We start from the raw sequence: 26,785 nt of genomic DNA, 5'->3' as shown, positions 1-26,785 counted from the left end.
TCAGAAGTCGAGGTTTTCCACGCTCAGCGCGTTCTGCTGGATGAAGTCGCGCCGCGGCTCCACCACGTCGCCCATCAGCTTGGTGAAGATGTCGTCCGCCTCGGCCAGGTCGTCGACCTTGACCTGCAGCAGCGTCCGCGCCTCGGGGTCCAGCGTGGTTTCCCACAGCTGGTCGGGGTTCATCTCGCCCAGTCCCTTGTAGCGCTGCAGCTGCAGGCCCTTGGCGCCTTCGTCGAGGATCGCCTGCAACAGCTCGGTCGGCCCGTGGATCAGCTGCTCGCGCTCCTTCCGCGCCAGCTTCGCGGGGTCGAGGTAGACGTCCCGCGTGTCGCGGCTGACCTCGGACAGTTTCCGCGCCTCGCCCGAGCGCAGGACCGCGCCGTCCAGCGTGCGGATCTCCTCCACGCCGCGCAGCACGCGGGACAGGCGGATGCCGTGGTCCTGCGTGATGCGGCCGGCCCAGCCGCGCTCGTATTCCACCGCCACGAGGTCCAGCCGCTTGGCGACGTCGTCGGCCACGCGCTGCAGGTCGGCGTCGGCCCGGCCCGGGTCGAAGGCGCCGGCCAGCGCGGCCTGTTCGAGGATATGGCGCGGGTAATGCGTCGGGAAGGCCTCGAGGATGCGCTTGAAGCTGCGCGCGCCCTCGACCACGCGGGCGAGGTCGGCGCCGGCGATCTCCTCGCCGTTCGGCAGGCGCAGCACGGCGCCCTCGACGCCCTGCTGGATCAGGTAATCCTCCAGCGCGTGCTGGTCCTTGATGTAGACCTCGGACTTGCCGCGGCTGACCTTGTAGAGCGGCGGCTGCGCGATGTAGAGGTGCCCCGCCTCGATGATCTGCGGCATCTGCCGGAAGAAGAAGGTCAGCAGCAGCGTGCGGATATGCGCGCCGTCCACGTCGGCGTCCGTCATGATGACGATCTTGTGGTAGCGCAGTTTCCTGAGGTCGAACTCGTCCCGCCCGATCCCGGTGCCCAGCGCGGTGATCAGCGTCCCGATCTCCTGGCTGGACAGCATCCGGTCGAACCGCGCGCGTTCCACGTTCAGGATCTTGCCGCGCAGGGGCAGGACGGCCTGGTTGTGGCGGCTGCGCCCCTGCTTGGCCGAGCCGCCGGCGCTGTCGCCCTCGACGAGGAACAGTTCCGATTTCGCCGGGTCCTTTTCTTGGCAATCGGCCAGTTTCCCAGGCAGCGAGGCCACGTCCATCGCCGTCTTGCGCCGGGTCAGTTCGCGGGCCTTGCGCGCCGCCTCGCGGGCCAGCGCAGCCTCGATGATCTTGCCGACGATCTGGCGCGCCTCCTGGGGGTGCTCCTCGAACCACTCGCCCAGCTTCTCGTTCATCAGGTTCTCGACCGCCGGCCGCACCTCGGAGGAGACCAGCTTGTCCTTCGTCTGGCTGGAAAACTTCGGGTCGGGCACCTTGACCGACAAGACGCAGGTCAGCCCCTCGCGCGCGTCGTCGCCGGTAAAGGCGACCTTCTCGCGCTTGGCGATGCCGGAGGACTGCGCATAGAGGTTGATCGACCGCGTCAGCGCCCCGCGGAACCCCGCCAGGTGCGTGCCGCCGTCGCGCTGCGGGATGTTGTTGGTAAACGGCAGCACCATCTCGTTGTAGCTGTCGTTCCACCACATCGCGACCTCGACGCCGATGCCGTCGCGCTCGCCCGAGACATAGATCGGGTCGGCGATCATCGGGGTCTTGGACCGGTCGAGGTATTTCACGAACTCGCGCACCCCGCCCTCGTAGGCCATCTCGACCCGGACGGGTTCGGGGTGGCGGAGGTCCTCCAGCACGATCTTGACGCCCGAGTTGAGGAAGGCCAGCTCGCGCAGGCGCGTCTCCAGCGTCTTGAAGCTGTAGTCGAGGTTGGAAAACGTCGTGGTCGAGGCAAGGAACCGCACCTCGGTGCCCTTCTCGCCGGCCGCCTCGCCGGTGACGCGCAGGTGTTCCACCGTCTCGCCGCGCTCGAAGCGGGCGTAGTGCTCCTTGCCGTCGCGCCAGATGCGCAGGTCGAGCCAGTCGGACAGCGCGTTCACCACCGACACGCCGACCCCGTGCAGGCCGCCCGAGACCTTGTAGGAATTCTGGTCGAATTTGCCGCCCGCGTGCAGCTGGGTCATGATGACCTCGGCCGCCGAGACGCCCTCTTCCTTGTGGATCGCCACCGGGATGCCGCGGCCGTTGTCGCGCACCGACACGCTGTCGTCGGGGTGCAGCGTGACGTGGACGTAGTCGGCGTGGCCGGCCAGCGCCTCGTCGATGCCGTTGTCGACGACCTCGTAGACCATGTGGTGCAGGCCCGAGCCGTCATCGGTGTCGCCGATATACATGCCGGGGCGCTTGCGGACCGCCTCCAAGCCTTTGAGAACCTTGATGGAATCTGCGCCGTAGTCGTTGGGCGCGGGGGCTTGCTCTGCCATGCGGTGCTCTGCCTGTTCTTGGTGTCGATTTTATACCTGCCGGGGCAGGGAATGTCACGCGCCCAACCCCAAAATCTGGGGGTCGGGCGGGGTCGCCACCACAGCAGGAGCCAAGCCGCCCGCGCCCGCCTCAGGCCGCGGCCCGGCCCAGCGCCGCCATCTCGGACAGCCAGCGCCCGGTGACGCCCGCGCCGGCGTGCGAGGCGGGGGCGAACCAGCTGTGCCGGGTGGGCCGGATGCCGACGAAACCGAAGATCTGCCGCGTCACCTGGTGGGCGATGGCGCGCCGGTAGACCAGCCGCTGCCACCAGCCGGGCGTGTCCGAGGTGATGACCAGCCGCGCGCTGCGGCCCGTGAGCAGCGGCGCCGGCACCCCGAGGCGGTTGGGCCGCCGCGGGTCGAAGGCGGTGCCGGGCAGGAAGGCGCGGTCGAACAGCGCCTTGAGCTTGGCCGGCAGCCCGCCCCACCACAGCGGCGCCATGACCACCACGTGCCCCGACCACGCGAGGTCGGCCATGAAACCCTCCAGCGCCGGCTCCAGCGGCTTCACGTCGCGATAGCCCGCGCGGCCGAAGTCGAGGTCGAAGTCCATCTCGGACAGGTGCAGGAGGCGCACCTCGTGGCCGGCCTGACGGGCCGCGCCGGAATAGGTTTCGGCCAGGCTGCGCGACAGCGAGGCGGGGGCCGGGTGGCCGTCGAGAACAAGGATACGCTGCGTCTGCATGGGGTGAGTCCCTATAAAATGACTACGGTCACTTTTCCGTAGCCGTAAAATCGACCACGGTCAATTTCTAAATTTGACCACGGTCGTTTTTCCTGCTAGCGCTGGGTCATGGGCCGGGCACCGCAGAAACGCAGGATCGAGACGCGCCAGCGCCTGCTGGACGCGGCCGGGGACATCGTGGCCGAGGCGGGCTTTGCCGGGCTCAGGGTCGACGAGGTGGTCGCGCGCGCCGGCGTGGCCAAGGGGACCTTCTTTGCCCATTTCCCCGATAAGGACCGGCTGCTGGCCGAGCTGATCGGCGCCCGGATGCAGGCCGCTCTGGCGGACATCGCCGCCGGCCCGCCGCCCGACGACGTCGAGGCGCTGGCCGACCGGCTGGCCCCGCTCTACGCGATCATGGCCTCGGAACGGGCGGTGTTCGACATCGTGGTGCGCTATTCCGGTGCCGCGCTCGAGACCGAGCCGACCGAGATCACCCGCAACTTCGTCGCGCAGGATGAGCTGCTGACCGGCTGGATCGCGCGGTTGCAGGCGCGGGGCCTGCGCCGCGACGTGCCCGCCCGGCTGCTGGCCGAGGGGGTGCAGGCCTTCGCCACCCAGGCCATTGCGCTGCATTTCTGCGTGCTGCACGACCCGGTGCCGATCGACGACCGCATCCGCCCCTACCTGCGGGCCTGGCTGACCCGGGACGTGGCCCTCAGCTGACCGCGATCAGGGCCGCGACCCCGATCAGCAGCGCGCCCGCGACGCGGTTGATCCGCGCCAGCCGCTCGGGGCTGGAAAACCGCCGCCGCGCGCGGTCGACCAGGATGGCGAAGCCCGTGTTGCCGATCAGCGGCACCCCCATCGACACCAGCGCGATGGCCGCGATGTCGGCGGCGGTGATCGCGGTCAGGTCGAAGAAGCCGGGCAGCATCCCCATGTAGAACAGGATCGCCTTGGGGTTGGCGAGGATCGCCACGATCCCGGCCATGAACCCCGCCCAGGCCCCCGGTCGCGTCAGCGCGCTGTCGGCCGAGATGGTCTTGTCCGCGTGCCGGATCAGCAGCCACCCCATCAGCCCGAAGACCCCCACCGCGACCCAGCGCAGCACGTCCATGATCCAGCCGTAGGTGCCCACGATCCACGCCAGCCCCAGCGTGGCGGCGACCGACCACAGCGCATCGCCCAGCGCCACGCCCAGCACCAGCGGGATCGCCGCGGCCCAGCCATGGGCCAGCGCGCGGGCGGCCGTCGCCAGCCACACGGGGCCCGGCGTGATGAACAGGACGAAGAGCGCGCCGGCATAGAGCGCGAGCTGGCCGAGGGTCAGGGTCATTCGGGGGTGGGGATCCGGGTGCGGCCGGTCTCGTCGAGCGGCCAGTGGGGGTTGTAGGCCAGTTCCCAGACATGCCCGTCGGGGTCGGCGAAATAGCCCGAGTAGCCGCCCCAGAGCGTCGGCTCGGGCGCCTTGAGCGGGGTCGCCCCGGCGTCGAGCGCGCGCAGGTAGGCGGCGTCGACGGCCGAGGTGTCGGGGAAGTTCTGCGCCAGTGTCACCGCGCCCGTCCCCAGCGCAGCGCCCGGCCGGCCCTGGTCGGCGGCCAGCGGCTCCAGCCCGAACAGGCCCAGCGCCATGCCGTCCATCTGGTAGAACACCACCCCGTCCAGCGCCGCGGCCTCGGCCCAGCCCAGCGCGGCGTAGAAGCTGCGCGCGCGCGACAGGTCGGCGACGCCCAGCGTGATGAGGGTGACGCGGTTCACCGGCAGCCCGGTCATGGCGCGCGATCCAGCAATTCGGCGCGACTCTCGCCGCGGGTCTCGGACACCGTCACGTACTGCGCCCGGTCCGCGAGTTCCACGAAAAGTTCGGGGCCGGTGCCGGTCATCCAGGCCTGTGCCCCCAGCGCGCAGATCTCGTCGAACAGCGCCGCCCGGCGGCCCGCGTCCAGATGCGCCGCCACCTCGTCCAGCAGCACCAGCGGCGCCGCCCCGGTCTCGGCCTTGAGCGCGCGGGCATTGGCGAGGACGAGGGAGATCAGGAGCGCCTTCTGCTCGCCGGTGGAGCACTGCGCGGCGGGCATGTCCTTGTCGGCGTAGACGGCGGCAAGGTCGGCGCGGTGCGGCCCGATCAGCGTGCGCCCGGAGGCCATGTCGCGCCCCCGGCTGTCCGCGAAGGCCGCGGCGAAGGCGTCGGGGGTGGCCAGGTCGTCGGTCTCCAGCGTCAGCCGCGCGGCGGGAAAGGCGGTGGCCGCCCCATCCTGCGCGGCGGCGATGCGGGCGATGGCGTCGCGCCGGGTGGCGGTGATCGCGGCGGCGGCCTCGGCCATCTGGCGCTCCAGCGCGGCATACCAGCGGGCGTCCGTCACCTCGTCCTTCAACAGCCGGTTGCGGTCGCGCATGGCCTTCTCATAGGCGAGCGACGCCTCGGCATGATCGGGCGCGAAGCTGAGCGCGATGCGGTCGAGAAACCGCCGCCGCCCGTCCGCCCCCTCGATCCACAGCCGGTCCTGCGCGGGCACCAGCCAGACGATGCGCAGAAGCCGGGCCAGCGCCGTCTGGGGCGCCGCCTTGCCGTCGATCCGCGTGGCCCGCGGCTGGCCGGGTTCGGCGGTCAGCTCGATCTCGTGGCCGAGGCCCGGGCCCGCCACCTCGGCCGCGACCTTCCAGCCGATCCCCTCGGGGCGGCGGATGATCTCCTCGGCCGCGGCCCGTCGCAGGCCACGGCCGGGCGACAGGAGCGACACCGCCTCCATCAGGTTGGTCTTGCCCGCGCCGTTCGGTCCGAAGATCGCCACCGGCCGCCCGTCGAGGTCCAGCCGCGCGCGGCGGTGGCTGCGGAAATGGGACAGGGACAGGGTGGCGACGTGGGGGGTCACGGCGTTTTCCTCGAGGAAAACGCACGGGAAATCTCGAGATTTCCCGTGCGGAAAACCCGGGTTTTCCGCTCCGTCACACCCGCATCGGCATCACGACATAGATCGCCGTGGTGTCGTTCCCCTCGCGCATCAGCGTGGGTTCGCCCGGCGAGGAGAACAGGAACACCGCGTTCTCGCGGTCCACCTGGCTGGCGATCTCGAGCAGGTATTTCGCGTTGAAGCCGATCTCCAGCCGGTCGTCGCCGTAGGCCACGGCCAGCTCCTCCTCGGCGGCGCCGGCGTCGGGGGCGTTGACCGACAGCACCAGGCGGTCCTCGTCCAGCGCCATCTTCACCGCGCGGGACCGCTCCGACGACACCGTCGCCACGCGGTCGACCGCCTTGGCGAAATCGGCGGCGTCCACCTCCATCCGGCGGGAGTTGTTCACCGGGATCACCCGTGCGTAGTCGGGGAAGGTGCCGTCGATGACCTTGGAGGTCAGCGTGATCTCGGGCGTGGCAAAGCGCACCTTGGTCTCGCTGACCGAGACCGCGATCTGCGCCTCGTCGTCGTCCAGCAGCTTGCGCAGCTCGCCCACCGTCTTGCGGGGCACGATCACGCCCGGCATCTTGTCGGCGCCCTGCGGCACGGCGGCGTCGATCCGCGCCAGCCGGTGGCCGTCGGTCGCCACCGCCCGGAGCACGCGGCCGGTCTCGCCGTCGGCGACGTGGAAGAACACGCCGTTCAGGTAATAGCGCGTCTCCTCGGTCGAGATCGCGAACTTCGACTTGTCGAACAGCCGCCGCAGCACCGGCGCGGGGCAGGAGAAATTGGCCGCGTACTCGGTCGCGGTCATCACCGGGAAATCTTCCTTGGGCAGCGTCGCCAGCTGGAAGGTCGACCGCCCCGCCTGCACCGTCAGCCGGCCCTGCGCGCCGTCGTCGGCCAGCGTCACCAGCGCCCCGTCGGGCAGCTTGCGCACGATCTCGTGCAGGGTGACGGCCGACACCGTCGTGGCGCCCGCGCGCTCGACCATGGCCGGGGCCTTGTCGACCACCTCGATGTCGAGGTCGGTGGCGCGGAAGCTGACCGTGTCGCCCTCGGCCTCGATCAGCACGTTGGCGAGGATCGGGATGGTGTTGCGGCGCTCCACCACCGACTGCGCCTGAGAGACAGCGCGCAACAGCGTGGCGCGCTCGATCGAGAGTTTCATGGACCTGGCTCCGACAAGTGCGGGGGCCGCGAGCCTACCCGCCTCCCCCGTCAGCACAACCGATTTTTTCAAGGAGTGTCCGCGCCCGCCGCGGGCGTCAAGCCCCAACGGGGGCCCGCCGCCCGGGCGCGGGGTTCAGGCCTCCAGCATCCGCCGCAGGATCTCGGCGTCCTCGGCGATCTGGCTGTCCACCGACATCAGCTCCTCGATCTTGCGCACGCCGTAGAGCACGGTGGTGTGGTCGCGCCCGCCCAGCTTGCGGGCGATCTCGGGGTAGCTGCGGCTGGTCAGCGTCTTGGACAGGTACATCGCCATCTGCCGCGGCCGGGCCACCGCGCGGGCGCGGCTGGAGCCGGTGATGTCGGCCTGGCGGATGTTGTAGTAGTCGCAGGTGGTCTTGATGATCTGGTCCAGCGTCACCTTGCGGTCGGTCGAGCGCAGGATGTCCGACAGGCAGTCCTGCACCATCTCGATGGTGATCTCGCGCCGCACCAGGTCGGCGAAGGCGAAGAGCCGGGTCAGCGCCCCCTCGACCACGCGGATGTTGGTCGAGATGCGCTGCGCCATGAACTCCAGCACGCCCTCGGAGATGCGGACGTGGGGGTTGCGGGCCAGCGCCTGCTCGGCCTTGTGCTGCAGCACGCCGAGGCGCAGCTCGTAGTCGGTCGGGTGCAGGTCCACGACGAGGCCGCACTGCAGCCGCGAGGCGATGCGGGCGTCCAGCTCCTCCATGTCCACCGGCGCGCGGTCGCCCGAGATGACGATCTGCTTGCCCTCTTCCACCAGCGCGTTGAAGGTGTGGAAGAATTCCTCCTGCGTCGACGACTTGCCGGCGATGAACTGCACGTCGTCCACCATCAGCACGTCGACCGAGCGGAAGATCTGCTTGAACGCCATGGTGTCCTGCTCGCGCAGCGCCCGGACGAAGCGGTACATGAACTGCTCTGCCGACAGGTACAGGATCCGCGCCTCGGGGAACCGCGTGCGCAGCTCCCAGGCGATGGCGTGCATCAGGTGCGTCTTGCCGAGGCCGACCCCGCCATACAGGAACAGCGGGTTGAAGGTCACGTCGCGCCCCTCGGCCACGCGGCGGGCGGCGGCATGGGCCAGCTCGTTGGGCTTGCCGACGACGAAGTTCTCGAAGGTGTAGCCCGGGTTCAGCGTGGCGCCGGGCAGGTCCTGCGTGCCGGTGCGCACCGCGCCCGCGGCGGGCCGGTCGGCGGGCACCTCGGCGCGCGGGGCGGCGTCGGAGGGCGCGGCGTTGGCGTTGCCGGCCCGGGCGCGCAGGCCCGGCACCACGGCGAACTCGACGCGGTCCACGCCGATCCCGGCCGAGACCAGGTGGCGCAGGATGACGTCGCTGAAATTCTGCGAGACCCAGGACCCGAAGAAATTCGTCGGGACATGGAATCGGGCCGTTCGGTCATCGAGGCGGTCGAACACGATGGGGTCGATCCACGCCGTGAAATTGTTCTCACCCACTGCCTTCAGCAGCTCCCCCCGGACTTGCCCCCACGTCTCGTGCGTCATTCCCGTTCCATCCTCGGTTCTTGTTCGTGGATCCCGGCCCAGGGACCCCTTGGCACCGATGCCCCCTGCAGGCGGGAGCACCACGATCCGAGTCGCCATGCCGCGGGGCTGTCCCCTCCCCGCATGTGGCAAGCCGCCGTAACGCAGGTGCATGAAAACCGGCGCTAGCCCGGCGCATGTGGATGCCCGGCCAAGTCGCATGTTGTCATGAACCGGCACTCCGGCGGCTGGGTGTCGACTTCGGGGCAAGACAACGACATTCTGCCCCGGAAAACCGCTCCGGTCGCATCCTGTCCCCTCTGGTGGCGTAAGCTGGATCGGGTCTCCGGCCGTTGGCCGGACCGTCCCGTTTTCCCCGTCTTTGCCGCCGCCAGTCTTACCCCCTGAATTCGCCCCCCAAGGCGCCTGAATCGCCTCATGAAGCTATCGGATGGCGCGCGAGGGCTGCAACGACTCTTCGATCTTGACAGATATGTGAACCAAACTCGAATCTGGGCGCCCGGTCTACGGGCCTCGGATTCAAGGACATTTTCACATGAAAAAAGGCGCCCGGACCCCCCGGACGCCTTTTCATTTCTCAACTTCCCTGTGCGGGGACAGGCCCTCAGGCCTTCAGGCCCTTCACCCGCGAGGACAGCCGCGACATTTTCCGGGCGACGGTGTTCTTGTGCAACACCCCCTTGGTGACCCCGCGCATCAGCTCGGGCTGGGCGGTCTTCAGGGCCGCCTCGGCCGCGGCGTAATCGCCCGAGGCGATCGCCTCCTCGACCTTGCGCAGGTAGGTGCGGATGCGCGAGCGGCGCGCCTTGTTGACGGCATAGCGGCGCTCGGCCTGGCGGGCGCGCTTCTTGGACTGGGGCGTATTGGCCATGTCGTGTCTCTCTTTCGTCTCGTCGGGTCTCGGTCAATGCATACTGCGCGGGAGATCCCGACCCCGGGTTCGCTACCGGGCGACTCTGGCCAAGGCGGGCCTCACACGCATGTCTGGCGGGGCGCATACAGGCTTTCGCCGCGGGATGCAAATGCCGTTTGCGCAACGCGCCGCCCCTGCCCATGATCGCCCCGGTGACGGCAGGGAGGCACGGACATGCAACTGGAACGCCGGGGATGGGTGCCCGCGGCCTGCGAGGCGCGGGTGGAGGAGATCGCCGAGGCCACGGCCGCCGCTGACAGCGTGGCGCTGCTCGCCCGCATCGAGGCGCTGGCCGAGGACAACCGCCGCATCCACGAGCGGGAGTGCTTCAACCTCAACCCCGCGACCAACGTGATGAACCCCAGGGCCGAGGCGCTCCTGTCCTCGGGCATCGGGTCGCGCCCGTCGCTGGGCTACCCCGGCGACAAGTACGAGATGGGCCTCGAGGCCATCGAGGAGATCGAGGTCATCGCCGCCGAGCTGGCGGCCGAGGTGTTTTCCGCCCGCTTCGCCGAGATCCGGGTGCCCTCGGGGGCGCTGGCGAATCTCTACGCCTTCATGGCCACCTGCAAGCCGGGCGACACCATCATCGCGCCGCCCGCCAGCGTGGGCGGCCACGTCACCCACCACGCCGCGGGCTGTGCGGGGCTCTATGGCCTGCGCACGGTGCCCGCGCCGGTGTCGCCCGACGACTATTCCATCGACGTGGCCGCGCTGGCCGACCTCGCCCGGCGCGAGCGGCCGCGGCTGATCACGCTGGGCGCCTCGCTGAACCTGTTCCCGCACCCCGTCCGCGCCGTCCGCGCCATCGCCGACGAGGTCGGGGCGCACCTCATGTTCGACGCCGCCCACCAGTGCGGCATCATCGCCGGCCGCGCATGGGCCGACCCGCTGGCCGAGGGCGCGCACCTGATGACCATGTCGACCTACAAGAGCCTCGGGGGGCCGGCGGGCGGTCTGATCGTGACCAACGACGCGGGCCTTGCGGAACGCCTCGACCATATCGCGTTCCCCGGCATGACGGCGAACTTCGACGCGGCGAAATCGGCTGCGCTGGCGGTGACGCTTCTGGACTGGAAGGCCCATGGCCGGGCCTACGCGGCCAGGATGATCGCGGTCTCCAAGGCGCTCGCCGCGGCGCTCAAGGCGCGCGGCGTGCCGGTCTACGAGACCGCCCGCGGCGCCACCGACAGCCACCAGTTCGCGGTGCTGGCCGCGGGCTACGGCGGCGGGCAGTCCGCGTCGAAAAAGCTGCGCCGGGCGGGGTTCCTTGCCTGCGGCATCGGGTTGCCGGTGGCGGAGGTGGCGGGCGACCTGAACGGCCTGCGCATCGGGACGCCGGAGCTGGTGCGCTGGGGCGTGGATCTGGGTGACGTGGACCCGCTGGCCGACCTCATCGCCGAGGCGCTGGCCTCGAACGACCCCGACGCGGTGGCGCCGCGCACTGCGGCGATGCGGGGGCGGTTCGACCGGCTGCATTTCGTGGTGTGAGTGGGAGATGCGCCCGACGGCGCACCCTACTTGTCGCGGAACTGCGGCTCGCGCTTTTCGAGGAAGGCGGCCATGCCCTCCTTCTGGTCCTCGGTGGCGAACAGCGCGTGGAACAGCCGGCGCTCGAACAGGAGCCCCTCGCGCAGCGTCATCTCGTAGCTGCGGTTGACGGCCTCCTTCACGGCCATCGTCGCCAGCATCGACTTTTCCGCGATCTTGGAGGCGGCGCCCATCGCCTCTTCCAGCAGCTTCTTGGCGGGCACCACGCGGCTGACGAGCCCGCAGCGCTCGGCCTCCTCGGCGGTCATGAAGCGGCCGGTCAGGTGCATGTCCATCGACTTGGACTTGCCGACGAAACGGGTCAGCCGCTGCGTCCCGCCAATGCCGGCCACGACGCCGAGGTTGATCTCGGGCTGGCCGAACTTGGCGGTGTCGGCGGCGATGATGAAGTCGCACATCATGGCCAGCTCGCAGCCCCCGCCCAGTGCGTAGCCCGCCACCGCGGCGATGATCGGCTTGCGGACGCGCAGCATCTGCTCGACCTCGCCGCCGAACATGTCCTCGGTGAAGACCTCGACGAAGCTCTTCTCGCTCATCTCGCGGATGTCGGCGCCCGCGGCAAAGGCCTTCTCGCTGCCGGTCAGGACGATGCAGCGCACCTTGTCGTTCTCGTCCGCCGATTTCAGGGCCTTCGCCAGCTCGCCCAGCAGCTGGCCGTTCAGCGCGTTCAGGGCATCGGGGCGGTTCAGCTTGATGAGCGCGATGTGATCTTCGATCTCGACGATCAGGGTCTCGTAGGCCATCTGGTCCGGCTCTCCGGCTGTTGCTCAGGGGCGGAGGGTTATCAGTCCGGCGCGCGGTTTCAAGTTATCTCTGACAGTCCGGGCAATAGAAGCTCGACCGCCCCGCCTGCACCTTCCGGCGGATTTTCCCAGTGCAACCGGGGGTTTGGCAGGGCTCGTCCTCGCGCCCGTAGACGCGGAAGGTGTGTTGAAAATACCCCAGTTCCCCGTCCGCCTGCCGGTAGTCCCGCAGGCTCGATCCGCCCGCGGAAATGGCTTCCGTAAGGACATCCCGGATGATCGGCACGAGGGCCGCGACTCGGGGCGCGGCGATGCGGCCGGCCTGCCGGAGCGGCGAGATGCCGGCCCGGAACAGCGCCTCGCAGACGTAGATGTTGCCCAGGCCCGCGACGATCCGCTGGTCCAGCAGCGCGGCCTTCACCGGCGTCCTGCGCCCGTGGAAGGCCGCCACGAGGTAGGGCTCGTCGAAGGCATTGCCCAGCGGCTCGGGCCCGATCCCCTTCAGGAGCCAATGTTCCTCCACCGCCTCGGTCGGGCAGAGGTCCATCGCCCCGAACCGCCGCGCGTCGTTGAAGGTGACGCGTGCGCCGGCGTCCGTGTCGAGGATGACATGGTCGTGCTTTTCCGGCGCCGGGTGCAGGTGGTGGAACTGCGCCAGCATGTCCCGCCCGGCCCCGCCGCCCGACACGATCATCCGCCCCGACATGCCGAGGTGCACGATCAGCGTCTCGCCGGTGTCGAGATCGGCCAGGATGTACTTCGACCGCCGCCGCAGCCGATCCACCCGCGCGCCGGTCAGCCGCTCGGCCATGCGTGGCGGAAACGGCCAGCGCAGGTCGGGCCGGTTCACCTGCGCCCGCGCGATCCGGGCGCCCTCCAGCACGGGGGCGAGGCCGCGACGGACTGTCTCGACTTCTGGAAGTTCGGGCAAGGCGGGCTTTCCTATGTCGTGGGCGCCGTTGTAACGCCCCGGACGGCCCCTATAAGAAGGGGCGGGACAAGGAAAGGACAAGCCCCGATGGCCGAGGACACGCAAGGGCGCACGACCCATTTCGGCTACCAGGAGGTCGCCGAGGAGCAGAAGGCGGGGCTCGTCCACGGCGTGTTCACCAACGTCGCCTCGAAATACGACATCATGAACGACGTGATGAGCGTCGGCATCCACCGCGTCTGGAAGGACGCGATGATGGACTGGCTCGCGCCGCGGAACGGGCAGCGCCTGCTCGACGTGGCGGGCGGCACGGGCGACGTGGCCTTCCGCTTTCTCGACCGCGCGCCGGGGGCCACGGCAACGGTGCTCGACATGACCGAGTCGATGCTGGTCGAGGGGCAGAAGCGGGCCGAGGCCGCGCAGATGGCCGACAAGCTCGACTGGATCGTTGGCGACGCCATGGCGCTGCCCTTCGAGGACAACAGCTTCGACCGCTACACGATCAGCTTCGGCATCCGAAACGTCACCCGCATCCCCGACGCGCTGTCCGAGGCGTTCCGCGTGCTGAAACCCGGCGGGCGGCTGATGGTGCTGGAGTTCTCGCAGCTGCCGAACGACGGGCTGCAGAAGCTCTACGATCTCTACTCCTTCAACGTGATCCCGCGCATGGGCCAGCTGATCGCAGGCGACCGCGACAGCTACCAGTATCTCGTGGAATCGATCCGCCGCTTCCCTGACCAGGAAACCTTCGCGTCGATGATCCGCGCCGCGGGGTTCGAGCAGGTCAGCTACCGCAACCTCAGCTTCGGCATCGCCGCCCTCCATTCGGGGTGGAAGATCTGACGTGAGGGGCCCCCACAACATCTGGCGCCTCGTCCGCACGGGCGCCACCTTCGAGCGCACCGGCGCCATGGGGGCCGTGCTCGAGGCGATGGACGCGCCGCGCTCGATCCGCATCGCGGCCCGCGTGCTGGGCTGGCCGTTCAAGTGGCTCGGCCTGCGCGGCAACCCCGCGACGCCGCCGGTGCCCCGTGCCCTGACGGCCCTCGGCCCCGCCTACATCAAGTTCGGCCAGATCCTGTCGACCCGCCCCGACGTGGTCGGCGCCGAGATGGCGCTTCAGCTGCAGGTGCTGCAGGACAAGCTGCCGCCCTTCCCCCGGGCCGAGGCGCTGCGCGTCATCGCCCACGAGATGGAGCGCCCGGTCGAGACCCTGTTCTCCGAGGTGTCCGAGCCCGTCGCAGCCGCCTCCATCGCGCAGGTCCACCGCGCGCGGCTGGCCCATGACGGGCGCGAGGTCGCGGTCAAGATCCTGCGCCCCGGCATCGAGCGCGCCTTCCGCAAGGACATCGACGCCTTCTACCTGATCGCCTGGGTGGTCGAGACCCTGTCGCCCGCCTCGCGCCGGCTGCGGCCGCGCGACGTGATCGCCCATTTCGAGGGGGTCGTGACGCAGGAGCTGGACCTTCGCATCGAGGCCTCGGCCTGCGGCGAGTTCCACGCCAACACCAAGGACGACGCCGGCTTCGTCGTGCCGCAGGTGGAATGGTTCCTGTCCTCGCGGCGGATGATGACGCTGGAATGGGTCGAGGGGATCACCCTGTCGGACGGCGGCGCGATCGACGGCAACGGCTTCGACCGCAAGGCGCTGGCCGCGCGCGTGCTGCAGATGTTCCTGCGCCACGCGCTGCGCGACGGGTTCTTCCACGCCGACATGCACCACGGCAACCTCAAGGTCGCCCCGAACGGGGACATCGTGGCGCTGGATTTCGGGATCATGGGCCGGCTCGACGTCTATACGCGCCGGGTCTACGCCGAGATCCTGATGGGCTTCATCCGCAAGGATTACCGCCGCGTCGCCGAGGTGCATTTCGAGGCCGGCTACGTCCCCGCCGACCGCGACATCGACGAGTTCGCGCAGGCGCTGCGGTCGGTCGGCGAGCCGATCTTCGGCATGGACGCGAGCCGCATCTCGATGGCGCGGCTCTTGGCCTACCTGTTCGAGGTGACCGAGCGTTTCGGCATGGAGACGCGGACCGAGCTGATCCTGCTGCAGCGGACCATGGTGGTGGTCGAGGGCGTGGCGCGATCGCTCGACCCCGAGATCAACATCTGGACCGTCGCGCGCCCCGTGGTCGAGGACTACATCCGCGAGAACGTCGGCCCCAAGGCGGCGGTGCGCGATCTCCTCGCCACCGCGCGGGTGCTGGCGCGCTTCGGGCCGCGGCTGCCGGCGCTGGCCGAGCGCGCGCTGCTGGCGCAGGCCAACCCGCCGCGCGCCGAGCCGCGCAACCCCTGGCCCGAGCGGCTGGGCTACGGCGCCGCGGGTCTGTTGCTGGGCGTCGCCGCGGCGGCGCTGGTGCTGCTGCTCTGACCGTCAGGGCGCCCGCAGCCCCAGCACGTCGCTGGCGGGGATGCTGACCCCGCCCTCCAGCGCCAGCCAGACCTCGCCGCCGACCAGCGCCGCCTCCTCGACCATCCCGTAGACCATCGCCCCGCGCTCCTCGAGCAGGGTCTCGTCCGACCAGTTCTGCACCGCGAAGCTATAGAGCCCGGGCGGCACGGTCGTGCCGTCGACCCCGGTGCCGTCCCAGTCGAACCGCGCGTCGGACAGGGGCATCGGGATGCGTTGCACGATCTCGCCCGACTCGTCGCGCACCACCAGCTCCATCCGGTCGGCCAGCGGGTGCGGGATGCCCGACAGGCTGGTGGTCTGCCCGTCGAAGTTCACTGGCATCTCGGCCCGCGCCTCCATGCCGATCCAGTTGCCGATCTGGCCCATGCCGAGCGTCGCGAGCCCGGCCTGCAGCCCGAGCAGCAGGTCGTTGGTGCGCACCTGCTGCTCGACCCCCGAGAACTGGGCGAGCTGGGTGGCGAACTCGGTCGATTCCATCGGGTTCAGCGGGTCCTGGTTCTGCATCTGCGTGGTCAGCAGGCGCAGGAAGGTCTCGAAATCGGCGCTGATGGCCGAGGGGCGCGCGCTGGTGGCGCCGAACCGTGCGGCGCTGGCGGGGCTGTTGGCAAAGATCTCCATCCGGGTCTCCTGTCTAGAGGCGCAGGTCGAGCCCGCCGGCCGCCGTCTGGGCGGCCGGGGCGGGGCGCGGGGGCGGGGCAGAGCGGGGGGCGTCCGGCTGCGGCGCGCCCGTGCCCCCGCCCGGGGTATCCGGTGGTGGCCGGTCGCCGCGCCCGCCGCCCGAGATGTCGACCGAGGGCGCATCCAGCCCGGCCCGGGCGAACTCCTGCGCCAGCAGCGGCAGGTGGCGCCGGATCATCTCGGCCGTGTCGCCGCGGTCCGCCATGATCGCCAGCGTCAGGGCGCCGCCCACCTCCACGAAGCTCAGCCGCAGCCGCCCAAGCTCCGGCGGGTCGAGCGTCAGCTCCACGGTGCCGCCCGGCTCCCGGGCGTCCCCCAGCGCCTGCAGGATCTGCCGGGCGAGGGTCGGGGGCGGCGCCGGCCCGGCGGGCACCGGCGCGGCCGGGGCTGCGGTCCCGCCCCCGGCCAGGCGTCCCGGCGCCTCGAGGGCGGGCAGGCCGCGCTCCTCATCCGCGGGCGGGACCGGACCCGTATCGAGGGACGGTGCCACGGCAACCGCCGCGGAAGGGTCCGGCGTGCCGGCGGCCGGGGCGGCGGGCAAGGCCGGGCGCGTCGGCGCGGGGGATGCCTCGACCGCCCCCGGACGCCCCGGCTCGGGATCGGGCGGGGCCTCGGTCGCGCCGGGCGGGGCCCCTGTGACGGACGCAAACCGGGAAGTGCCGGTCGGGGCGGTCGTGGCCGCGTCGGGGCTCGGGCGTGGTCCGGAGACCAGAACCAACGGCGGGCGCGTCTCGGCGTCCGTCGGCGGGACGGGTTGTGGGGCAGGGGACGGCGTGCTGCCGGGTGGTGCCGGCTCGGGTCGCCCGATGGCCATACGGTCCGGCACAAGCGGCCGGGGTGATGGCGCCGCCGCGGTAAGACGCTCAGGTGGCTGCCCTGGCGCAATCTCCGGCGGGCCGGACTGGATCGGACCGCCCGTCGCCATGGGAGTGGCAAGCCGCGGGGCCGGCGCGATCCGGGACGCAGTCTCCGTAGAAAGACGATGGCCGGCCGGAGGCTCCGCCCGATCTGCATTGACGAGTAAGGCCGCCGAACCGGAGGGGCGCAGTGCGACCGGCGGCATCCCGCGCGGTGCTTCCGTGCGGTCGCCCCTCGGCTCGGACCGCCGGTTCGGACCCGCCCGCTGCGCATCAGCCGAGGTGGCGTCGGCACCCTGTGGGCTAGGTCCGGCAAGGACGGCGGGAGCGTGATCCCCGCGCGGGCCGACCCTTTGCACCGCACCCCGCAAGTCCATGTCGGGGATGTCTGCACGCCCGGCCGGGGGCCTTGGCAGGGTTGGCTCTGAAGTGGGCTCACTAGGCGCGACCAAGGGTCGAGGCGCGCCGCCGGCAACCACTGGCGCGGCGGTCATGGCCACCGCGTCGGTGGTGCGGGGCCCGTCAGCTCCGGACGCTCTGGCGGCCGGCCCGGGGCGGGTTGGTGCGTCGTCAGTTTCTGGCCCGGCTGGCGCAGGGCGGGCAGGCCCGGTCGTCCGGTCCAAGGGGGACCCCGGTGCGTCGCCCCGTGCTCCACGATCGGCGTGCTGCACGGGCGACACGGGTCCGCTCGACGCGCCCCGAAACGCCGCCGGCTCGACACCCAGACCGGAGCCCGGCGACCGCGCCAATTGCACGCCCTGCGTCGGCCCGTCAGTCATCGCCCGGGCACCCCCGACCCTCGTGGCCATGATCGCGGAGGCAGGCGGCCGTGGCCCGGGGACAGGCGGGTTGGCGAGGACCTGCGGAGGCACGTCGCGCGGAACCGGGTGGGAACCGGCACCGGGGGCGACGACCCGCCGGGGCAGGATCGGCGCGGCGGCCGCGCGCCTGTCTGCCATGCCCGGGGCCGCATCGGGGCGATCCGGCGCGGTCTGGGCTCGGCGGGTCGGCCCCGGACCGTGCACCGGCGGTTCGCCCGCCTCCGGTCTCTCGGCCGGAGCGCCTACCGGAGAAGGTGGAGCCGCCGGCCCCACCGTACCCGCTGGCGGGAAGGGCGGCGCGGCGCGCGGCGAAGGCACGTCCTGCCTCACCTCCTCCGGCTCCGGGGCCGGTGGCGCCGCGGCAGGACCCATGGGGGGCAGCCCGGGGCCGGGCGCCGCTTCAGGATCGGCCATCTCCCCCGTGTCGCCGGCCGCCCCGGGGCCCGGGCGTGGCGCGGGATCGCCGGGCTCAGGGGCCTGACCCTCCGACTCCGGCAGCGCCAGCATCGGCGGAGGCGTGACCAAGTGCGTGTCCGCCACACCCATCCGCGGATGCATTATGCTCACCTTCACGCCCGGGGGAGATCGCACCGGGGCGAGGCCCGGCGCCGCGGAAACCGCGCCCGAGAAGGCGGCGAGGAACCCCTCCGGGGCGGCGCCGGGCAGGGCGGTCATCGCGGTGCGGTCCGGCCGGGCGGCGCGGGGCGTGAGGCCGGGAAACAGGTCATCCATTCTGGCTGTCCGACTGTGGTCGTCGGCCCGGTATGCCAGACCGGCCCCTTACGAATTCTTTACGCGGGGCTGGGAAGCTCGGGAAAATCCGTCGCATTCGAGGCACCGCCATGACGCTCGACGCCCTGTCTTCCCTGCCGGCCCCGGCCTCCGCCCGCGCCACCGCCGACACCGCGGCCCTGCTGTCTGTCGCACGGGAGCTCGAGGCCAGTTTCCTGTCGGAAATGCTGAAACATGCGGGTCTCGGCGAGGCCCCGGGCGCCTTTGGCGGCGGCGCCGGCGAGGCCCAGTTCGCCTCGCTCCTGCGGGCCGAGCACGCCCGCGCCCTCGTGGCCCGCGGCGGTCTCGGGCTGTCCGAATCATTGTTCCGGGCGCTCGTCGCCCGAAGCGGCGGCGGCGCGCCATGAGCCGGAACGCCGCCGACACCGTCGAGACCCTGCTGCGCGACCAGCGCCGGGCGCTTCTTGCCGGCGACCTCGCCGCCCTCGCCGCCTTGCCGGACCGTCTCGACCGCGCCATGCGCCGGCTCATGGCCGCGCCGCCGGACGCGGACCGCCTCGCGGCCCTGTCGGCGGCGGCCCGCGACAATGCGCGCCTCGTCGACGCGGCGCGCGGCGGTCTTGCACGCGTCACCGCCCGCACCGCCCCCGCGACCGCCACGCTGACCACCTACGATTCGCGCGGGCAGCGCCAGGGCGCCGCGGCGCCCGGCCAGACCCTGTCCCGGCGCTGACCGGTAAAATCCAAGGCAACAAGCTGTCCGGGTTAGGGGGTTGTTCAGGCTTCGGCGCGACTCTGCCCCTCGCACCCGCCCGGGTGGCGTGCCCCCGACCAACGGGGTGCAGGTGTCAGAAGGACGCTTCGTGGAGGCCCGGACCGGCCTCGATGGAACCGGCGCCGAACACGCGCCGCGACAGAACCAAGGAAGGTGACTCTCATGGCGACCTTCCAGGCGCCGCCGTGGTGGCCGCCGCCGGCGATCACCTTCTTGCGTTTCACGATCAGGGGGCGGGGCTGGTTCTCGGCCATGGGCCGGTCCTAGCAGCCGCGCGTGAACGGGGCCTTAACGCAGCCGGCGGGCGCAGAGCGCGCTGAGGGTCAGCATGACCGCCGCGGTGCCGAGGCAGGCGGGCAGGCCGCCAAGCTGGTAGGACACGCCCGACAGAAGCGTGCCGAGCAGCCGGCCGCCGGCGTTGGCCATGTAGTAGAAGCCCACGTCCATCGTCACCCGCTCGGCCTCGGTGAAGGCGAGGATCAGGTAGGAGTGCAGCGCCGAATTCAGCGCGAACACCGCGCCGAAGAGGAGGAGGCCGCCGATCAGCGTCGCGGTCAGCCAGGGCGCGGGCGCCCCGGCCGCCCAGACCGTCAGCGCCAGCGCGGCGGGGACCAGCGCCAGACCGCCCGCCCAGGCCCAGGCGCGGCGGATCAGGCGCGCGTCGCCCACCGCCTGCGCGCGCAGGAGCCTGGGCGCGCTGGCCTGCACGGCGCCATAGAGGATGATCCAGGCGGCCATGAAGGTGCCGATGGTGAAGAAGGCGGCGCGGTTGCCGGCGACGGTGCCGTCCGACAGCACCGCGTAGAAGTAGATCGGGATGCCGACCACGAACCACACGTCGCGGGCGCCGAACAGGAACACGCGGGCCGCCGACAGCCAGTTGACGTTCGACGATCTGGAAAACACCTCGGAGAATTTCGCGCCCTTGCGCCCGGTGGGCAGCCCTGCGGGCATCCGCAGCGCGATCACCAGCAGGATCGCCGCCAGCACCGCCGCCATGCCCAGCACCGCCGGCACGAAGCCGACGAGGGCGAGCGCAGCCGCCCCGAGGAGGAAGCCCAGCCCCTTCACCGCGTTCTTCGACCCGGTCAGCACCGCCACCCAGCGGAACAGCGCCCCGTCGCCCTTGGGCGCCAGCAGCTTCACCGCCGACTTCGACGACATCTTGGCGAGGTCTTTGGCCACGCCCGACAGGCCCTGCACCGCCATCACGAAGGCCACCGACGCCGCGATGCCCCAGCCGGGGTCGAGCTGCGCCAGCGCCAGCAGCGCGACGATCTGCAACCCCAGCCCCGCATAGAGCGTCGCCGTCAGCCCGAACCGCGCCGCGATCCAGCCCGCGCTCAGGTTGGTCACGATCCCAGCCAGCTCGTAGAGCAGGAACAGGTAGGCCAGTTGCACCGGGGAAAACCCCAGCGTGTGGAAATGCAGCAGCACCAGCATCCTGAGCGCGCCGTCGGTCAGCATGAAGGCCCAGTAGGCCGCCGTGACCGCGATGTAGGCGGCCAGCCCCTCCGGGCGCCCCGCGCTGTCGGTCATGGCGCGGCGCCGACCATCAGGGCCACGTCGACCAGCCGGTGGGCATAGCCCATCTCGTTGTCGTACCAGGCGTAGACCTTCACCTGCGTGCCGTTCACCACCATGGTGCAGGGCGCGTCGACGATCGAGGACCGCGTGTCGTTGGTGTAGTCGGCGCTGACCAGCGGCCGCTCCTCATAGCCGAGGATGCCGGCCAGCGCCCCCTCGGCGGCGACCTTGAACAGCGCGTTCACCTCCTCGGCCGTCGTCGGGCGCTCCACCTCGAACACGCAGTCCGTCAGCGACGCGTTCAGGAGCGGCACCCGAACCGCGTGGCCGTTCAGCTTCCCCTTCAGCTCGGGGTAGATCAGCGTGATCGCCGTCGCGCTGCCCGTGGTCGTCGGGATCAGGCTGTTCAGCGCCGACCGCGCGCGGCGCAGGTCCTTGGCGGGGCGGTCGACGATGGTCTGGGTGTTGGTCACGTCATGGATCGTGGTGATGGAGCCATGCCGGATGCCCAGCCCCTCGTGGATCACCTTGACCACCGGGGCGAGGCAGTTGGTGGTGCAGGACGCCGCCGTCACGATGCGGTGCTGCGCGGGGTCGTAGATGTCGTGGTTCACGCCGTAGACGATGTTGGCCGCGCCGCCGTCCTTGACCGGGGCGCTGACCACCACGCGCTTCACGCCCGCGTCGAGATACGGCTGGATCTTCGCCGCCGTCTTGAACACGCCGGTGCAGTCGATCACCACGTCTACGCCCGCAAGCGGCAGCTTCGCGGGATCGCGTTCGTTCAGCACCGGCAGGCGGGTGCCGTCGATGGTGATGGCGTCGCCCTCGGCGCGGATGTCCGCCGTCCAGCGCCCGTGCACCGTGTCGAATTCCAGCAGATGCGCGTGCATCGCCGCATCGCCCACCGCGTCGTTCAGCCAGGCGATCCGCGCGCCCCGCTCCAGCAGCGGGCGCAGCGCCAGCTTTCCGATCCGGCCGAGGCCGTTCAGCGCGTAGACGGTCATTCCGTGCCCTCCTTGGTGCGGGCGATGTCGTCCAGCGCGTGCTGCAGCGACAGCCGGTCGAGCGTGTGCAGCGGCAGCGCGGCGAAGGCCATGATCCGGTTGCGCAGCATCCCGTAGGCCTGCTGGAAGGCGAGCATCCGCTGCGCGTCGGTGCCCTCGGCCTTCACCGGGTCGGGGGTGCCCCAATGGGCGGTCAGCGGCTGGCCCGGCCAGGTCGGGCACTCCTCGTTCGCGGCGCGGTCGCAGACGGTGAACACGAAGTCGAAGGGCACCACGTCATGGCCCTGGAACTCGGACACGTTCTTGGCGCGGAGGGTTTCGGTCTCGTAGCCCTTGTCCTGCAACATGCGGACGGCCAGCGGGTTCAGCTCCGACTGCGGGCGGGTGCCGGCAGAGTGGACGTCGAACCTGTCCCCCGCGAGCTTGCGCAGGATCGATTCGGCAAAGATGGACCGGGCGGAGTTGCCGGTGCAGATGAACAGCACGCGGTAGCGGGGGGCGGTCATGGGCCTGTCTCCGGTGGGAAGGGAAAGGGAGGTGGGCGGGCAAAGGTCGGGCCGCCCCCGGCAGCAGTCGATCAGCAGCGCCTCGGTCATCGACCGCAGCCCCGGCAGGTCGGCCCCGTAGAGGAGCGAGGTGCCGCTGCGGGTGCGCGTCACGAGCCCGGTGCGCAACAGCTCGGCCAGGTAGGGGCTGAGCGTGTTGGGCTTCAGGCCCAGCACCCCCGCGATCTCGCCCGCCGGCAGCGGGTCGGGGTGGCGCCGGATCAGGAGCCGCAGCACGTCGAGCCGCGCCGGGTGGCTGAGGGCCGCGAATCTGGTTGTCAGGTCTATTTCCATAATTCTGGAAATACAGAATCATCGCCGCGGCTCAAGTGAAGCTTTTGCGACAGAGCCGCCCAGCCCGGCCCCGGCCGCTTGCAATCCGCCGAAAGCCTGACAAAAGAGATCGGATTGACGCAGCGAAAGACACCCGACCGCGCCATGGCCAAGCCTGCCCGCCCGACCCCTCCGCGCCGCATGTCCGTGATCGCCTGGCTGGCGGCGGGCCTGTGCCTGCTGCCGATGGCGGCGGTCGCGGTCGCGGCGCTGGGCGGCGGGACGGACACGCTGGCGGGCCTCGCGGGCAGCGTCCTGCCGCGCTACGCCGGGACCACGGCGCTGCTTGCGCTGATCGTCGGCGTCGGCACGGCGGTGATCGGGACCTCGACAGCCTGGCTGGTGACGGCCACGCGCTTCCCGGGCCGGCGGGTGCTGGAAATCGCGCTGGCCCTGCCGCTGACCTACCCGGCCTATGTGCTGGCCTATGCCTATACCGACCTTCTGGACCACCCCGGCTGGGTGCAGTCGACGCTGCGCGACCTGACCGGCTGGGGCCCGCGCGACTACTGGTTCCCCGAGATCCGCAGCCTCGGCGGCGCGGCGGCGATGTTGACCTTCGTCCTTTACCCCTACGTCTACCTGCTGGCCCGCGCGGCGTTCCTGCGCCAGTCCTCCACCGCCTACATCGCGGCGCGCACGCTGGGGCAGGGGCCCTGGGGCGCCTTCTTCCGGGTGTCGGTGCCGGTGGCTCGGCCGGCCATCGCGGGCGGCGTGCTGCTGGTGCTGATGGAGACGCTCGCCGATTACGGCACCGTCTCGTATTTCGGCGTCCAGACCTTCGCCACCGGCATCTACGTCAGCTGGTTCGGCCTGTTCGACCGCGGCGCCGCGGCGCAGTTGGCGCTCTGCCTGCTGGTGATCGCGCTGACGCTGGCCGTGCTGGAGCGGCGCCAGCGCCAGCACCTGCGCCACCACGACGCCGGCCGCCGCTTCGAGCGGATGGAGCCGGCGACGCTTTCGGGCCGCGCGGCGGCCGGCGCGATCCTGCTCTGCGGGCTGCCGGTGCTGTTCGGCTTCCTGCTGCCCACGGTCATCCTCGTGACCCTGGCCGCGGACACCAGCCAGCTCCTGTTCTCGCCGCGCTACCTCGGCTTCCTCCAGCATTCGGTGACGCTGGCCGCCATCGCCGCGGTGCTGACCGTCGGCGCGGCCATCGCGCTGGGGTTCAACGCCCGCCTGCACCCGACGCGGGGCGCGCAGTCGGCCCTCCGGGTCGCGGGCATCGGCTATGCCGTGCCGGGCGGCGTGATCGCGGTGGGCCTGCTGTTCCCCTTCGCGGCCTTCGACAACGCGCTCGACGCGGTGATGGAGGCGCGGTTCGGGATCGACACCGGCCTCCTGATCACCGGGTCCATCTGGCTGATGATCGCGGCCTACATGGTGCGCTTCATGGCGGTGGCGCTGAACACCTACGAATCCGGCCTTGCGACGGTGAACCCCAACATGGACGCGGTCGCCCGCACCTTGGGCCACGGGCCGGCGCCGATGCTGCGCCGCATCCACATGCCGATCCTGCGGCCCTCGATCCTGACGGCGCTGCTGATCGTGTTCGTGGACGTGATGAAGGAACTGCCGGCCACCCTGATCCTGCGGCCGTTCAACTACGACACGCTGGCGGTGCAGGCGCATCGCCTCGCCTCGGACGAGCGGCTGGCCGAGGCGGCGGTGCCGAGCCTCGTGATCGGGGCGGTGGGCCTCATCCCCGTGGCGATCCTGTGCTGGAGCATCGGCCGCGAGGGCCGCCCCTCCCGCGACGCCATCGCCGCGGCGGCGGCGCAGGTGCAGCGGACGGCGTGAGGGGGGCGGCAACGCCAGCGGCCAGGCACCCCGTTCGGCCTTGCAATCCGCCGGCCTGGCCTCTGATCTGGGGGTGCGGCGACCGCACGATGCCGGACCTCGACCCCATGATCTTCGGAGCCCTCGATGAAACTTCTTCCTGTGCTGATGCTTCCGTCGCTGGCGCTGGGGATGCCGGCCCTTGCCGACACGCTGGACGACCGGGCCACGGCGGTGTTTTCGGCCGCCTATGCGGATACCTGCTACAGCGCCTTTCTGGAGGACGGCCGCCTGATCGAACCGCCGCGGCGGTATGCGGTGGTATCGCCGATGACCTACGGCGACGCGCCGGTGCCGATGGAGGTCTGGCTGTTTCGCTGCAATGTCGGCGCCTACAACGTCCAGTCGGTCCTGATCGGATATACGGAGGCGGACGGGATCACCCCGCTGTCCGTCGCCAGCCCCGATCTCGATATCGTCCTCGAAGACCCGGATGATCTGGACAGCGCCGTGCGCGAGGTCAGGATCGTCGGCTGGTCCGCGTCGCAGATCGTCGTCAACGCGGAGATCGACACCGCAATCGGCGAACTGCGCGAGATCGGCTATTGGCGGGGCATGGGCGACGCGTCGTCGGCCGCGGTCTGGCGGCTTGTCGACCTCAACTTCCGCCTTGTCCGTTACGATGTCGATCCGACCTATGACGGCGAGGTGAACCCGACGACCCTCGTGCTGTTCGACTAGACCGGCGGGCTCCGGGCGTGCCGCCCGTCATCCGATGGTTGGCCGCGTCACCCGGTCCATCACCTTGAGACCGGGGTTCTTCGCCAGATAGTCGGCGAGCCGGGGATCCTCGGCATAGCGCGGTTGTTCGTCCGTGATGTCGTAGTCCCCACCCAGCTCCCGGCGCAGAAGCGCCAGCAGCCGATCCACATCCGCGTTGAACCGGTCGCAAAGCGCCTGTGACCAGAGGCTTGGGTCGGGTGGATACAACGGGTTGAGATAGCGGGAATGCTGGAACCCAAGATCATCTCGCAGGCGTTGGGCAGCTGCCGAGAGGGGCAGCCTGGCCGGCGACAGGACGCGCCCTTTCAGGTCGAAGGATCCGGCATCGACCGGCCCGACGCCCAGCCGCGCGCGCGTGTCTTCGTCACCCGCCCACAGGCACCCGCCCGCGCCATGATCGAAGAAGAACCTGAGAGCGCCCTTTGTCATCCCCGGAGGCTACGCGGTCGTCGAAGGCCAGGAAAGTCCGCGTGACGGTCGGTCGACAGGTGCCCGGCGCACGGCGGCGGCCTTCGCTGGCGTTCCCAACGGCGCAGACCCCCGAACGGAAACGGGCGCCCCCGAGGGAGCGCCCGTTCCATTCCGTCCTGCAATCCGTGACCGGATCACTCCCAGCCGGCGGCGTTCAGCACCTGCACCGCGGTCTCGACGTTCGCGGCGATGTCGCTGAGGTCGATCACGTCGGGCCGGAAGATGCCCAGCGCGGCGACCGAGGGCGACAGGCCCACGCCCGGCACCGCCGGGTATTCGTCGTTGCCGGCCGAGAAGTACTGCTGCGCCTGGTCCGAGGCGAGGTACTCGAGGAACAGGATCGCGTTCTCGAGGTTCGGCGCATGGGCCGCCACGCCGCCGCCCGACACGTTCATGTGCGCGCCGAGGTCGTTCTGGTTCGGGAACACCCAGCCTATGTTGGCCAGCTGCTCGGGCGTGATCTGGTCGTCGCCTTCCCGCAGGATGCGTGAGAAGTAGTAGGTGTTCGACATCGCGATGTCGCACTCGCCCGAGGCGATCCCGCGCAGCTGGTCGGTGTCGCCGCCCTGGGGCGCGCGGGCGAAGTTGCCGACCACCGCCGCGGCCCAGTCCTGCACGGCCGCCTCGCCCAGATGCGCGATCAGAGCGGCGGTGATGTTCTGGGTGTAGACGTTGGTCGAGGACCGGATGCAGACCTGCCCCGCGTATTCGGGGTTGGCGAGGTCCTGGTAGGTCAGCGGCGGGTTCGCCACGTCCTCGCGGTCGTAGAAGATGATCCGGGCGCGCTGGGAAAAGGCGAACCAGTGGTTGCCGTCGTCCTGCAGGTAGGCCGGGATGCGGGTTTCCAGCACGTCGCTGTTGATCGGCTGCAGCAGGCCCATGTCGGTGGCGCGCGCAAGCCGAACGGTGTCGACGGTCAGGAACACGTCGGCGGGGCTGTTGGCGCCCTCGGCCTGCATCCGGGCGATCAGCTCGTCGGCGTTGCCCTCGATGCGGTTGATGGTGATGCCGGTCAGTTCGGTGAAATCGGAATAGAGCCGCTCGTCGGTGTCGTAGTGACGCGAGGAATAGAGGTTCAGCTCCTGCGCCTGCGCGGCGGTCAGCGTCGAGGCGGCGATGGCCGTGCCCAGCAGGGCGGCGAGGGTGCGGGTCATGGAAGACTCCCTGAAGATGTCCTGGTCTAATACCTGACCGATTTAGTCGG

25 protein-coding genes are annotated in these 26,785 nt (G+C 70.8%); 8 read left to right on the top strand and 17 right to left on the bottom strand.

What is annotated here, in order from left to right:
* Entirely contained in the window at positions 1 to 2,418 is a 2,418-nt protein-coding gene (gyrB, locus tag HCU73_RS10495) for a DNA topoisomerase (ATP-hydrolyzing) subunit B (RefSeq protein WP_168623413.1), read from the bottom strand.
* A 130-nt stretch (positions 2,419 to 2,548) separates the two neighbouring features.
* Entirely contained in the window at positions 2,549 to 3,142 is a 594-nt protein-coding gene (locus tag HCU73_RS10490; protein WP_168623412.1) for an NAD(P)H-dependent oxidoreductase, read from the bottom strand.
* Positions 3,143 to 3,250: 108 nt separating this feature from the next.
* Between HCU73_RS10490 and HCU73_RS10485 the strand changes: the two genes are divergently transcribed.
* Positions 3,251 to 3,847 (top strand): TetR/AcrR family transcriptional regulator, encoded by a 597-nt coding sequence (locus HCU73_RS10485; RefSeq protein WP_168623411.1) that lies wholly within the window; start codon positions 3,251 to 3,253, stop codon positions 3,845 to 3,847.
* Here HCU73_RS10485 and HCU73_RS10480 read toward each other — a convergent pair.
* The 6 genes from HCU73_RS10480 to rpsT form a co-directional block, all read right to left on the bottom strand.
* Complete coding sequence (locus HCU73_RS10480) at positions 3,840 to 4,460, bottom strand: LysE family translocator (protein ID WP_168623410.1); 621 nt, start codon at positions 4,458 to 4,460, stop codon at positions 3,840 to 3,842. The two genes, HCU73_RS10485 and HCU73_RS10480, sit on opposite strands and share 8 nt — an antisense overlap.
* A complete protein-coding gene (locus tag HCU73_RS10475) occupies positions 4,457 to 4,888 on the bottom strand; it encodes a VOC family protein (protein WP_168623712.1) in 432 nt (143 codons plus the stop codon). Before HCU73_RS10475 ends, HCU73_RS10480 begins: the two co-directional genes overlap by 4 nt.
* 5 nt (positions 4,889 to 4,893) lie before the next feature.
* Positions 4,894 to 5,997 carry a DNA replication/repair protein RecF gene (gene recF / locus HCU73_RS10470; RefSeq protein WP_168623409.1) on the bottom strand — a complete coding sequence of 368 codons (1,104 nt, stop codon included), beginning with the start codon at positions 5,995 to 5,997 and terminating at the stop codon, positions 4,894 to 4,896.
* 73 nt (positions 5,998 to 6,070) lie between these two features.
* Positions 6,071 to 7,189, bottom strand: a complete 1,119-nt coding sequence (dnaN, locus tag HCU73_RS10465) for a DNA polymerase III subunit beta (protein WP_168623408.1) — start codon at positions 7,187 to 7,189, stop codon at positions 6,071 to 6,073.
* 135 nt (positions 7,190 to 7,324) lie between these two features.
* Positions 7,325 to 8,719: a chromosomal replication initiator protein DnaA gene (dnaA, locus tag HCU73_RS10460; RefSeq protein WP_239025534.1), complete on the bottom strand. Its 1,395-nt coding sequence runs from the start codon at positions 8,717 to 8,719 to the stop codon at positions 7,325 to 7,327.
* A gap of 604 nt (positions 8,720 to 9,323) precedes the next feature.
* Positions 9,324 to 9,590, bottom strand: coding sequence for a 30S ribosomal protein S20 (gene rpsT, locus HCU73_RS10455; RefSeq protein ID WP_168623406.1), 267 nt, complete (start codon positions 9,588 to 9,590; stop codon positions 9,324 to 9,326).
* 216 nt (positions 9,591 to 9,806) lie between these two features.
* Here rpsT and HCU73_RS10450 point away from each other — a divergent pair, with 216 nt between their 5' ends.
* Entirely contained in the window at positions 9,807 to 11,123 is a 1,317-nt protein-coding gene (locus HCU73_RS10450; RefSeq protein ID WP_168623405.1) for a serine hydroxymethyltransferase, read from the top strand.
* Between the two features lie 26 nt (positions 11,124 to 11,149).
* Here HCU73_RS10450 and HCU73_RS10445 read toward each other — a convergent pair whose 3' ends face one another.
* Both HCU73_RS10445 and mutM read right to left on the bottom strand, forming a co-directional pair.
* The gene (locus HCU73_RS10445; protein ID WP_168623404.1) at positions 11,150 to 11,926 is read right to left on the bottom strand and encodes an enoyl-CoA hydratase; all 777 of its coding nucleotides are present in this window, start codon (positions 11,924 to 11,926) and stop codon (positions 11,150 to 11,152) included.
* A 64-nt stretch (positions 11,927 to 11,990) separates the two neighbouring features.
* Entirely contained in the window at positions 11,991 to 12,857 is an 867-nt protein-coding gene (mutM, locus tag HCU73_RS10440; RefSeq protein WP_168623403.1) for a bifunctional DNA-formamidopyrimidine glycosylase/DNA-(apurinic or apyrimidinic site) lyase, read from the bottom strand.
* 87 nt (positions 12,858 to 12,944) lie between these two features.
* Here mutM and ubiE point away from each other — a divergent pair, with 87 nt between their 5' ends.
* Together ubiE and ubiB are read left to right on the top strand one after the other, a co-directional pair.
* Positions 12,945 to 13,700, top strand: coding sequence for a bifunctional demethylmenaquinone methyltransferase/2-methoxy-6-polyprenyl-1,4-benzoquinol methylase UbiE (gene ubiE, locus HCU73_RS10435; protein ID WP_168623402.1), 756 nt, complete (start codon positions 12,945 to 12,947; stop codon positions 13,698 to 13,700).
* A 1-nt stretch (position 13,701) separates the two neighbouring features.
* Positions 13,702 to 15,231 (top strand): 2-polyprenylphenol 6-hydroxylase, encoded by a 1,530-nt coding sequence (ubiB, locus tag HCU73_RS10430; RefSeq protein WP_168623401.1) that lies wholly within the window; start codon positions 13,702 to 13,704, stop codon positions 15,229 to 15,231.
* 3 nt (positions 15,232 to 15,234) lie between these two features.
* On the opposite strand, the gene HCU73_RS10425 is transcribed toward ubiB, so the two are convergent.
* Both HCU73_RS10425 and HCU73_RS18875 read right to left on the bottom strand, forming a co-directional pair.
* A complete protein-coding gene (locus tag HCU73_RS10425; protein ID WP_168623400.1) occupies positions 15,235 to 15,891 on the bottom strand; it encodes a flagellar hook capping FlgD N-terminal domain-containing protein in 657 nt (218 codons plus the stop codon).
* Between the two features lie 13 nt (positions 15,892 to 15,904).
* On the bottom strand, positions 15,905 to 16,324 hold the full coding sequence (locus HCU73_RS18875) for a flagellar hook-length control protein FliK (RefSeq protein WP_168623399.1): 420 nt from the start codon (positions 16,322 to 16,324) through the stop codon (positions 15,905 to 15,907).
* A 2,147-nt stretch (positions 16,325 to 18,471) separates the two neighbouring features.
* Between HCU73_RS18875 and HCU73_RS10415 the strand changes: the two genes are divergently transcribed.
* Entirely contained in the window at positions 18,472 to 18,768 is a 297-nt protein-coding gene (locus HCU73_RS10415; protein ID WP_168623398.1) for a rod-binding protein, read from the top strand.
* Complete coding sequence (locus HCU73_RS10410; RefSeq protein ID WP_168623397.1) at positions 18,765 to 19,094, top strand: hypothetical protein; 330 nt, start codon at positions 18,765 to 18,767, stop codon at positions 19,092 to 19,094. Before HCU73_RS10415 ends, HCU73_RS10410 begins: the two co-directional genes overlap by 4 nt.
* 330 nt (positions 19,095 to 19,424) lie before the next feature.
* On the opposite strand, the gene arsJ is transcribed toward HCU73_RS10410, so the two are convergent.
* The 3 genes from arsJ to HCU73_RS10395 are packed head-to-tail and all read right to left on the bottom strand — an operon-like array spanning position 19,425 to position 22,509.
* Positions 19,425 to 20,675 (bottom strand): organoarsenical effux MFS transporter ArsJ, encoded by a 1,251-nt coding sequence (gene arsJ, locus HCU73_RS10405; RefSeq protein ID WP_168623396.1) that lies wholly within the window; start codon positions 20,673 to 20,675, stop codon positions 19,425 to 19,427.
* On the bottom strand, positions 20,672 to 21,670 hold the full coding sequence (locus tag HCU73_RS10400) for an ArsJ-associated glyceraldehyde-3-phosphate dehydrogenase (RefSeq protein WP_168623395.1): 999 nt from the start codon (positions 21,668 to 21,670) through the stop codon (positions 20,672 to 20,674). Before HCU73_RS10400 ends, arsJ begins: the two co-directional genes overlap by 4 nt.
* The gene (locus HCU73_RS10395; protein ID WP_168623394.1) at positions 21,667 to 22,509 is read right to left on the bottom strand and encodes an arsenate reductase/protein-tyrosine-phosphatase family protein; all 843 of its coding nucleotides are present in this window, start codon (positions 22,507 to 22,509) and stop codon (positions 21,667 to 21,669) included. Before HCU73_RS10395 ends, HCU73_RS10400 begins: the two co-directional genes overlap by 4 nt.
* A gap of 144 nt (positions 22,510 to 22,653) precedes the next feature.
* Here HCU73_RS10395 and HCU73_RS10390 point away from each other — a divergent pair, with 144 nt between their 5' ends.
* Positions 22,654 to 24,348, top strand: coding sequence for an ABC transporter permease (locus HCU73_RS10390; protein ID WP_168623393.1), 1,695 nt, complete (start codon positions 22,654 to 22,656; stop codon positions 24,346 to 24,348).
* A 126-nt stretch (positions 24,349 to 24,474) separates the two neighbouring features.
* Entirely contained in the window at positions 24,475 to 25,068 is a 594-nt protein-coding gene (locus tag HCU73_RS10385) for a DUF1176 domain-containing protein (RefSeq protein WP_168623392.1), read from the top strand.
* Between the two features lie 27 nt (positions 25,069 to 25,095).
* On the opposite strand, the gene HCU73_RS10380 is transcribed toward HCU73_RS10385, so the two are convergent.
* Positions 25,096 to 25,539 (bottom strand): hypothetical protein, encoded by a 444-nt coding sequence (locus tag HCU73_RS10380; RefSeq protein ID WP_168623391.1) that lies wholly within the window; start codon positions 25,537 to 25,539, stop codon positions 25,096 to 25,098.
* Between the two features lie 176 nt (positions 25,540 to 25,715).
* Positions 25,716 to 26,735 (bottom strand): extracellular solute-binding protein, encoded by a 1,020-nt coding sequence (locus HCU73_RS10375; RefSeq protein ID WP_168623390.1) that lies wholly within the window; start codon positions 26,733 to 26,735, stop codon positions 25,716 to 25,718.
* Positions 26,736 to 26,785: the final 50 nt, after the last annotated feature.

The organism is Roseicyclus persicicus (assembly GCF_012395815.1).
Taxonomy (GTDB): Bacteria; Pseudomonadota; Alphaproteobacteria; order Rhodobacterales; family Rhodobacteraceae; genus Roseicyclus; species Roseicyclus persicicus.
Note: the sequence above shows the minus strand (reverse complement) of the source record. Positions and strands in the feature narration are given on the sequence as shown.

Bases quoted from the DNA above. Each gene is read 5' to 3' on its own strand.
- gyrB (WP_168623413.1), bottom strand. From the start codon at position 2,418: ATGGCAGAGCAAGCCCCCGCGCCCAACGACTACGGCGCAGATTCCATC.
- HCU73_RS10490 (WP_168623412.1), bottom strand. From the start codon at position 3,142: ATGCAGACGCAGCGTATCCTTGTTCTCGACGGCCACCCGGCCCCCGCC.
- HCU73_RS10485 (WP_168623411.1), top strand. From the start codon at position 3,251: ATGGGCCGGGCACCGCAGAAACGCAGGATCGAGACGCGCCAGCGCCTG.
- HCU73_RS10480 (WP_168623410.1), bottom strand. From the start codon at position 4,460: ATGACCCTGACCCTCGGCCAGCTCGCGCTCTATGCCGGCGCGCTCTTC.
- dnaN (WP_168623408.1), bottom strand. From the start codon at position 7,189: ATGAAACTCTCGATCGAGCGCGCCACGCTGTTGCGCGCTGTCTCTCAG.
- dnaA (WP_239025534.1), bottom strand. From the start codon at position 8,719: ATGACGCACGAGACGTGGGGGCAAGTCCGGGGGGAGCTGCTGAAGGCA.
- rpsT (WP_168623406.1), bottom strand. From the start codon at position 9,590: ATGGCCAATACGCCCCAGTCCAAGAAGCGCGCCCGCCAGGCCGAGCGC.
- HCU73_RS10450 (WP_168623405.1), top strand. From the start codon at position 9,807: ATGCAACTGGAACGCCGGGGATGGGTGCCCGCGGCCTGCGAGGCGCGG.
- HCU73_RS10445 (WP_168623404.1), bottom strand. From the start codon at position 11,926: ATGGCCTACGAGACCCTGATCGTCGAGATCGAAGATCACATCGCGCTC.
- ubiE (WP_168623402.1), top strand. From the start codon at position 12,945: ATGGCCGAGGACACGCAAGGGCGCACGACCCATTTCGGCTACCAGGAG.
- HCU73_RS10425 (WP_168623400.1), bottom strand. From the start codon at position 15,891: ATGGAGATCTTTGCCAACAGCCCCGCCAGCGCCGCACGGTTCGGCGCC.
- HCU73_RS10415 (WP_168623398.1), top strand. From the start codon at position 18,472: ATGACGCTCGACGCCCTGTCTTCCCTGCCGGCCCCGGCCTCCGCCCGC.
- HCU73_RS10410 (WP_168623397.1), top strand. From the start codon at position 18,765: ATGAGCCGGAACGCCGCCGACACCGTCGAGACCCTGCTGCGCGACCAG.
- arsJ (WP_168623396.1), bottom strand. From the start codon at position 20,675: ATGACCGACAGCGCGGGGCGCCCGGAGGGGCTGGCCGCCTACATCGCG.
- HCU73_RS10400 (WP_168623395.1), bottom strand. From the start codon at position 21,670: ATGACCGTCTACGCGCTGAACGGCCTCGGCCGGATCGGAAAGCTGGCG.
- HCU73_RS10395 (WP_168623394.1), bottom strand. From the start codon at position 22,509: ATGGAAATAGACCTGACAACCAGATTCGCGGCCCTCAGCCACCCGGCG.
- HCU73_RS10390 (WP_168623393.1), top strand. From the start codon at position 22,654: ATGGCCAAGCCTGCCCGCCCGACCCCTCCGCGCCGCATGTCCGTGATC.
- HCU73_RS10385 (WP_168623392.1), top strand. From the start codon at position 24,475: ATGAAACTTCTTCCTGTGCTGATGCTTCCGTCGCTGGCGCTGGGGATG.
- HCU73_RS10380 (WP_168623391.1), bottom strand. From the start codon at position 25,539: ATGACAAAGGGCGCTCTCAGGTTCTTCTTCGATCATGGCGCGGGCGGG.
- HCU73_RS10375 (WP_168623390.1), bottom strand. From the start codon at position 26,735: ATGACCCGCACCCTCGCCGCCCTGCTGGGCACGGCCATCGCCGCCTCG.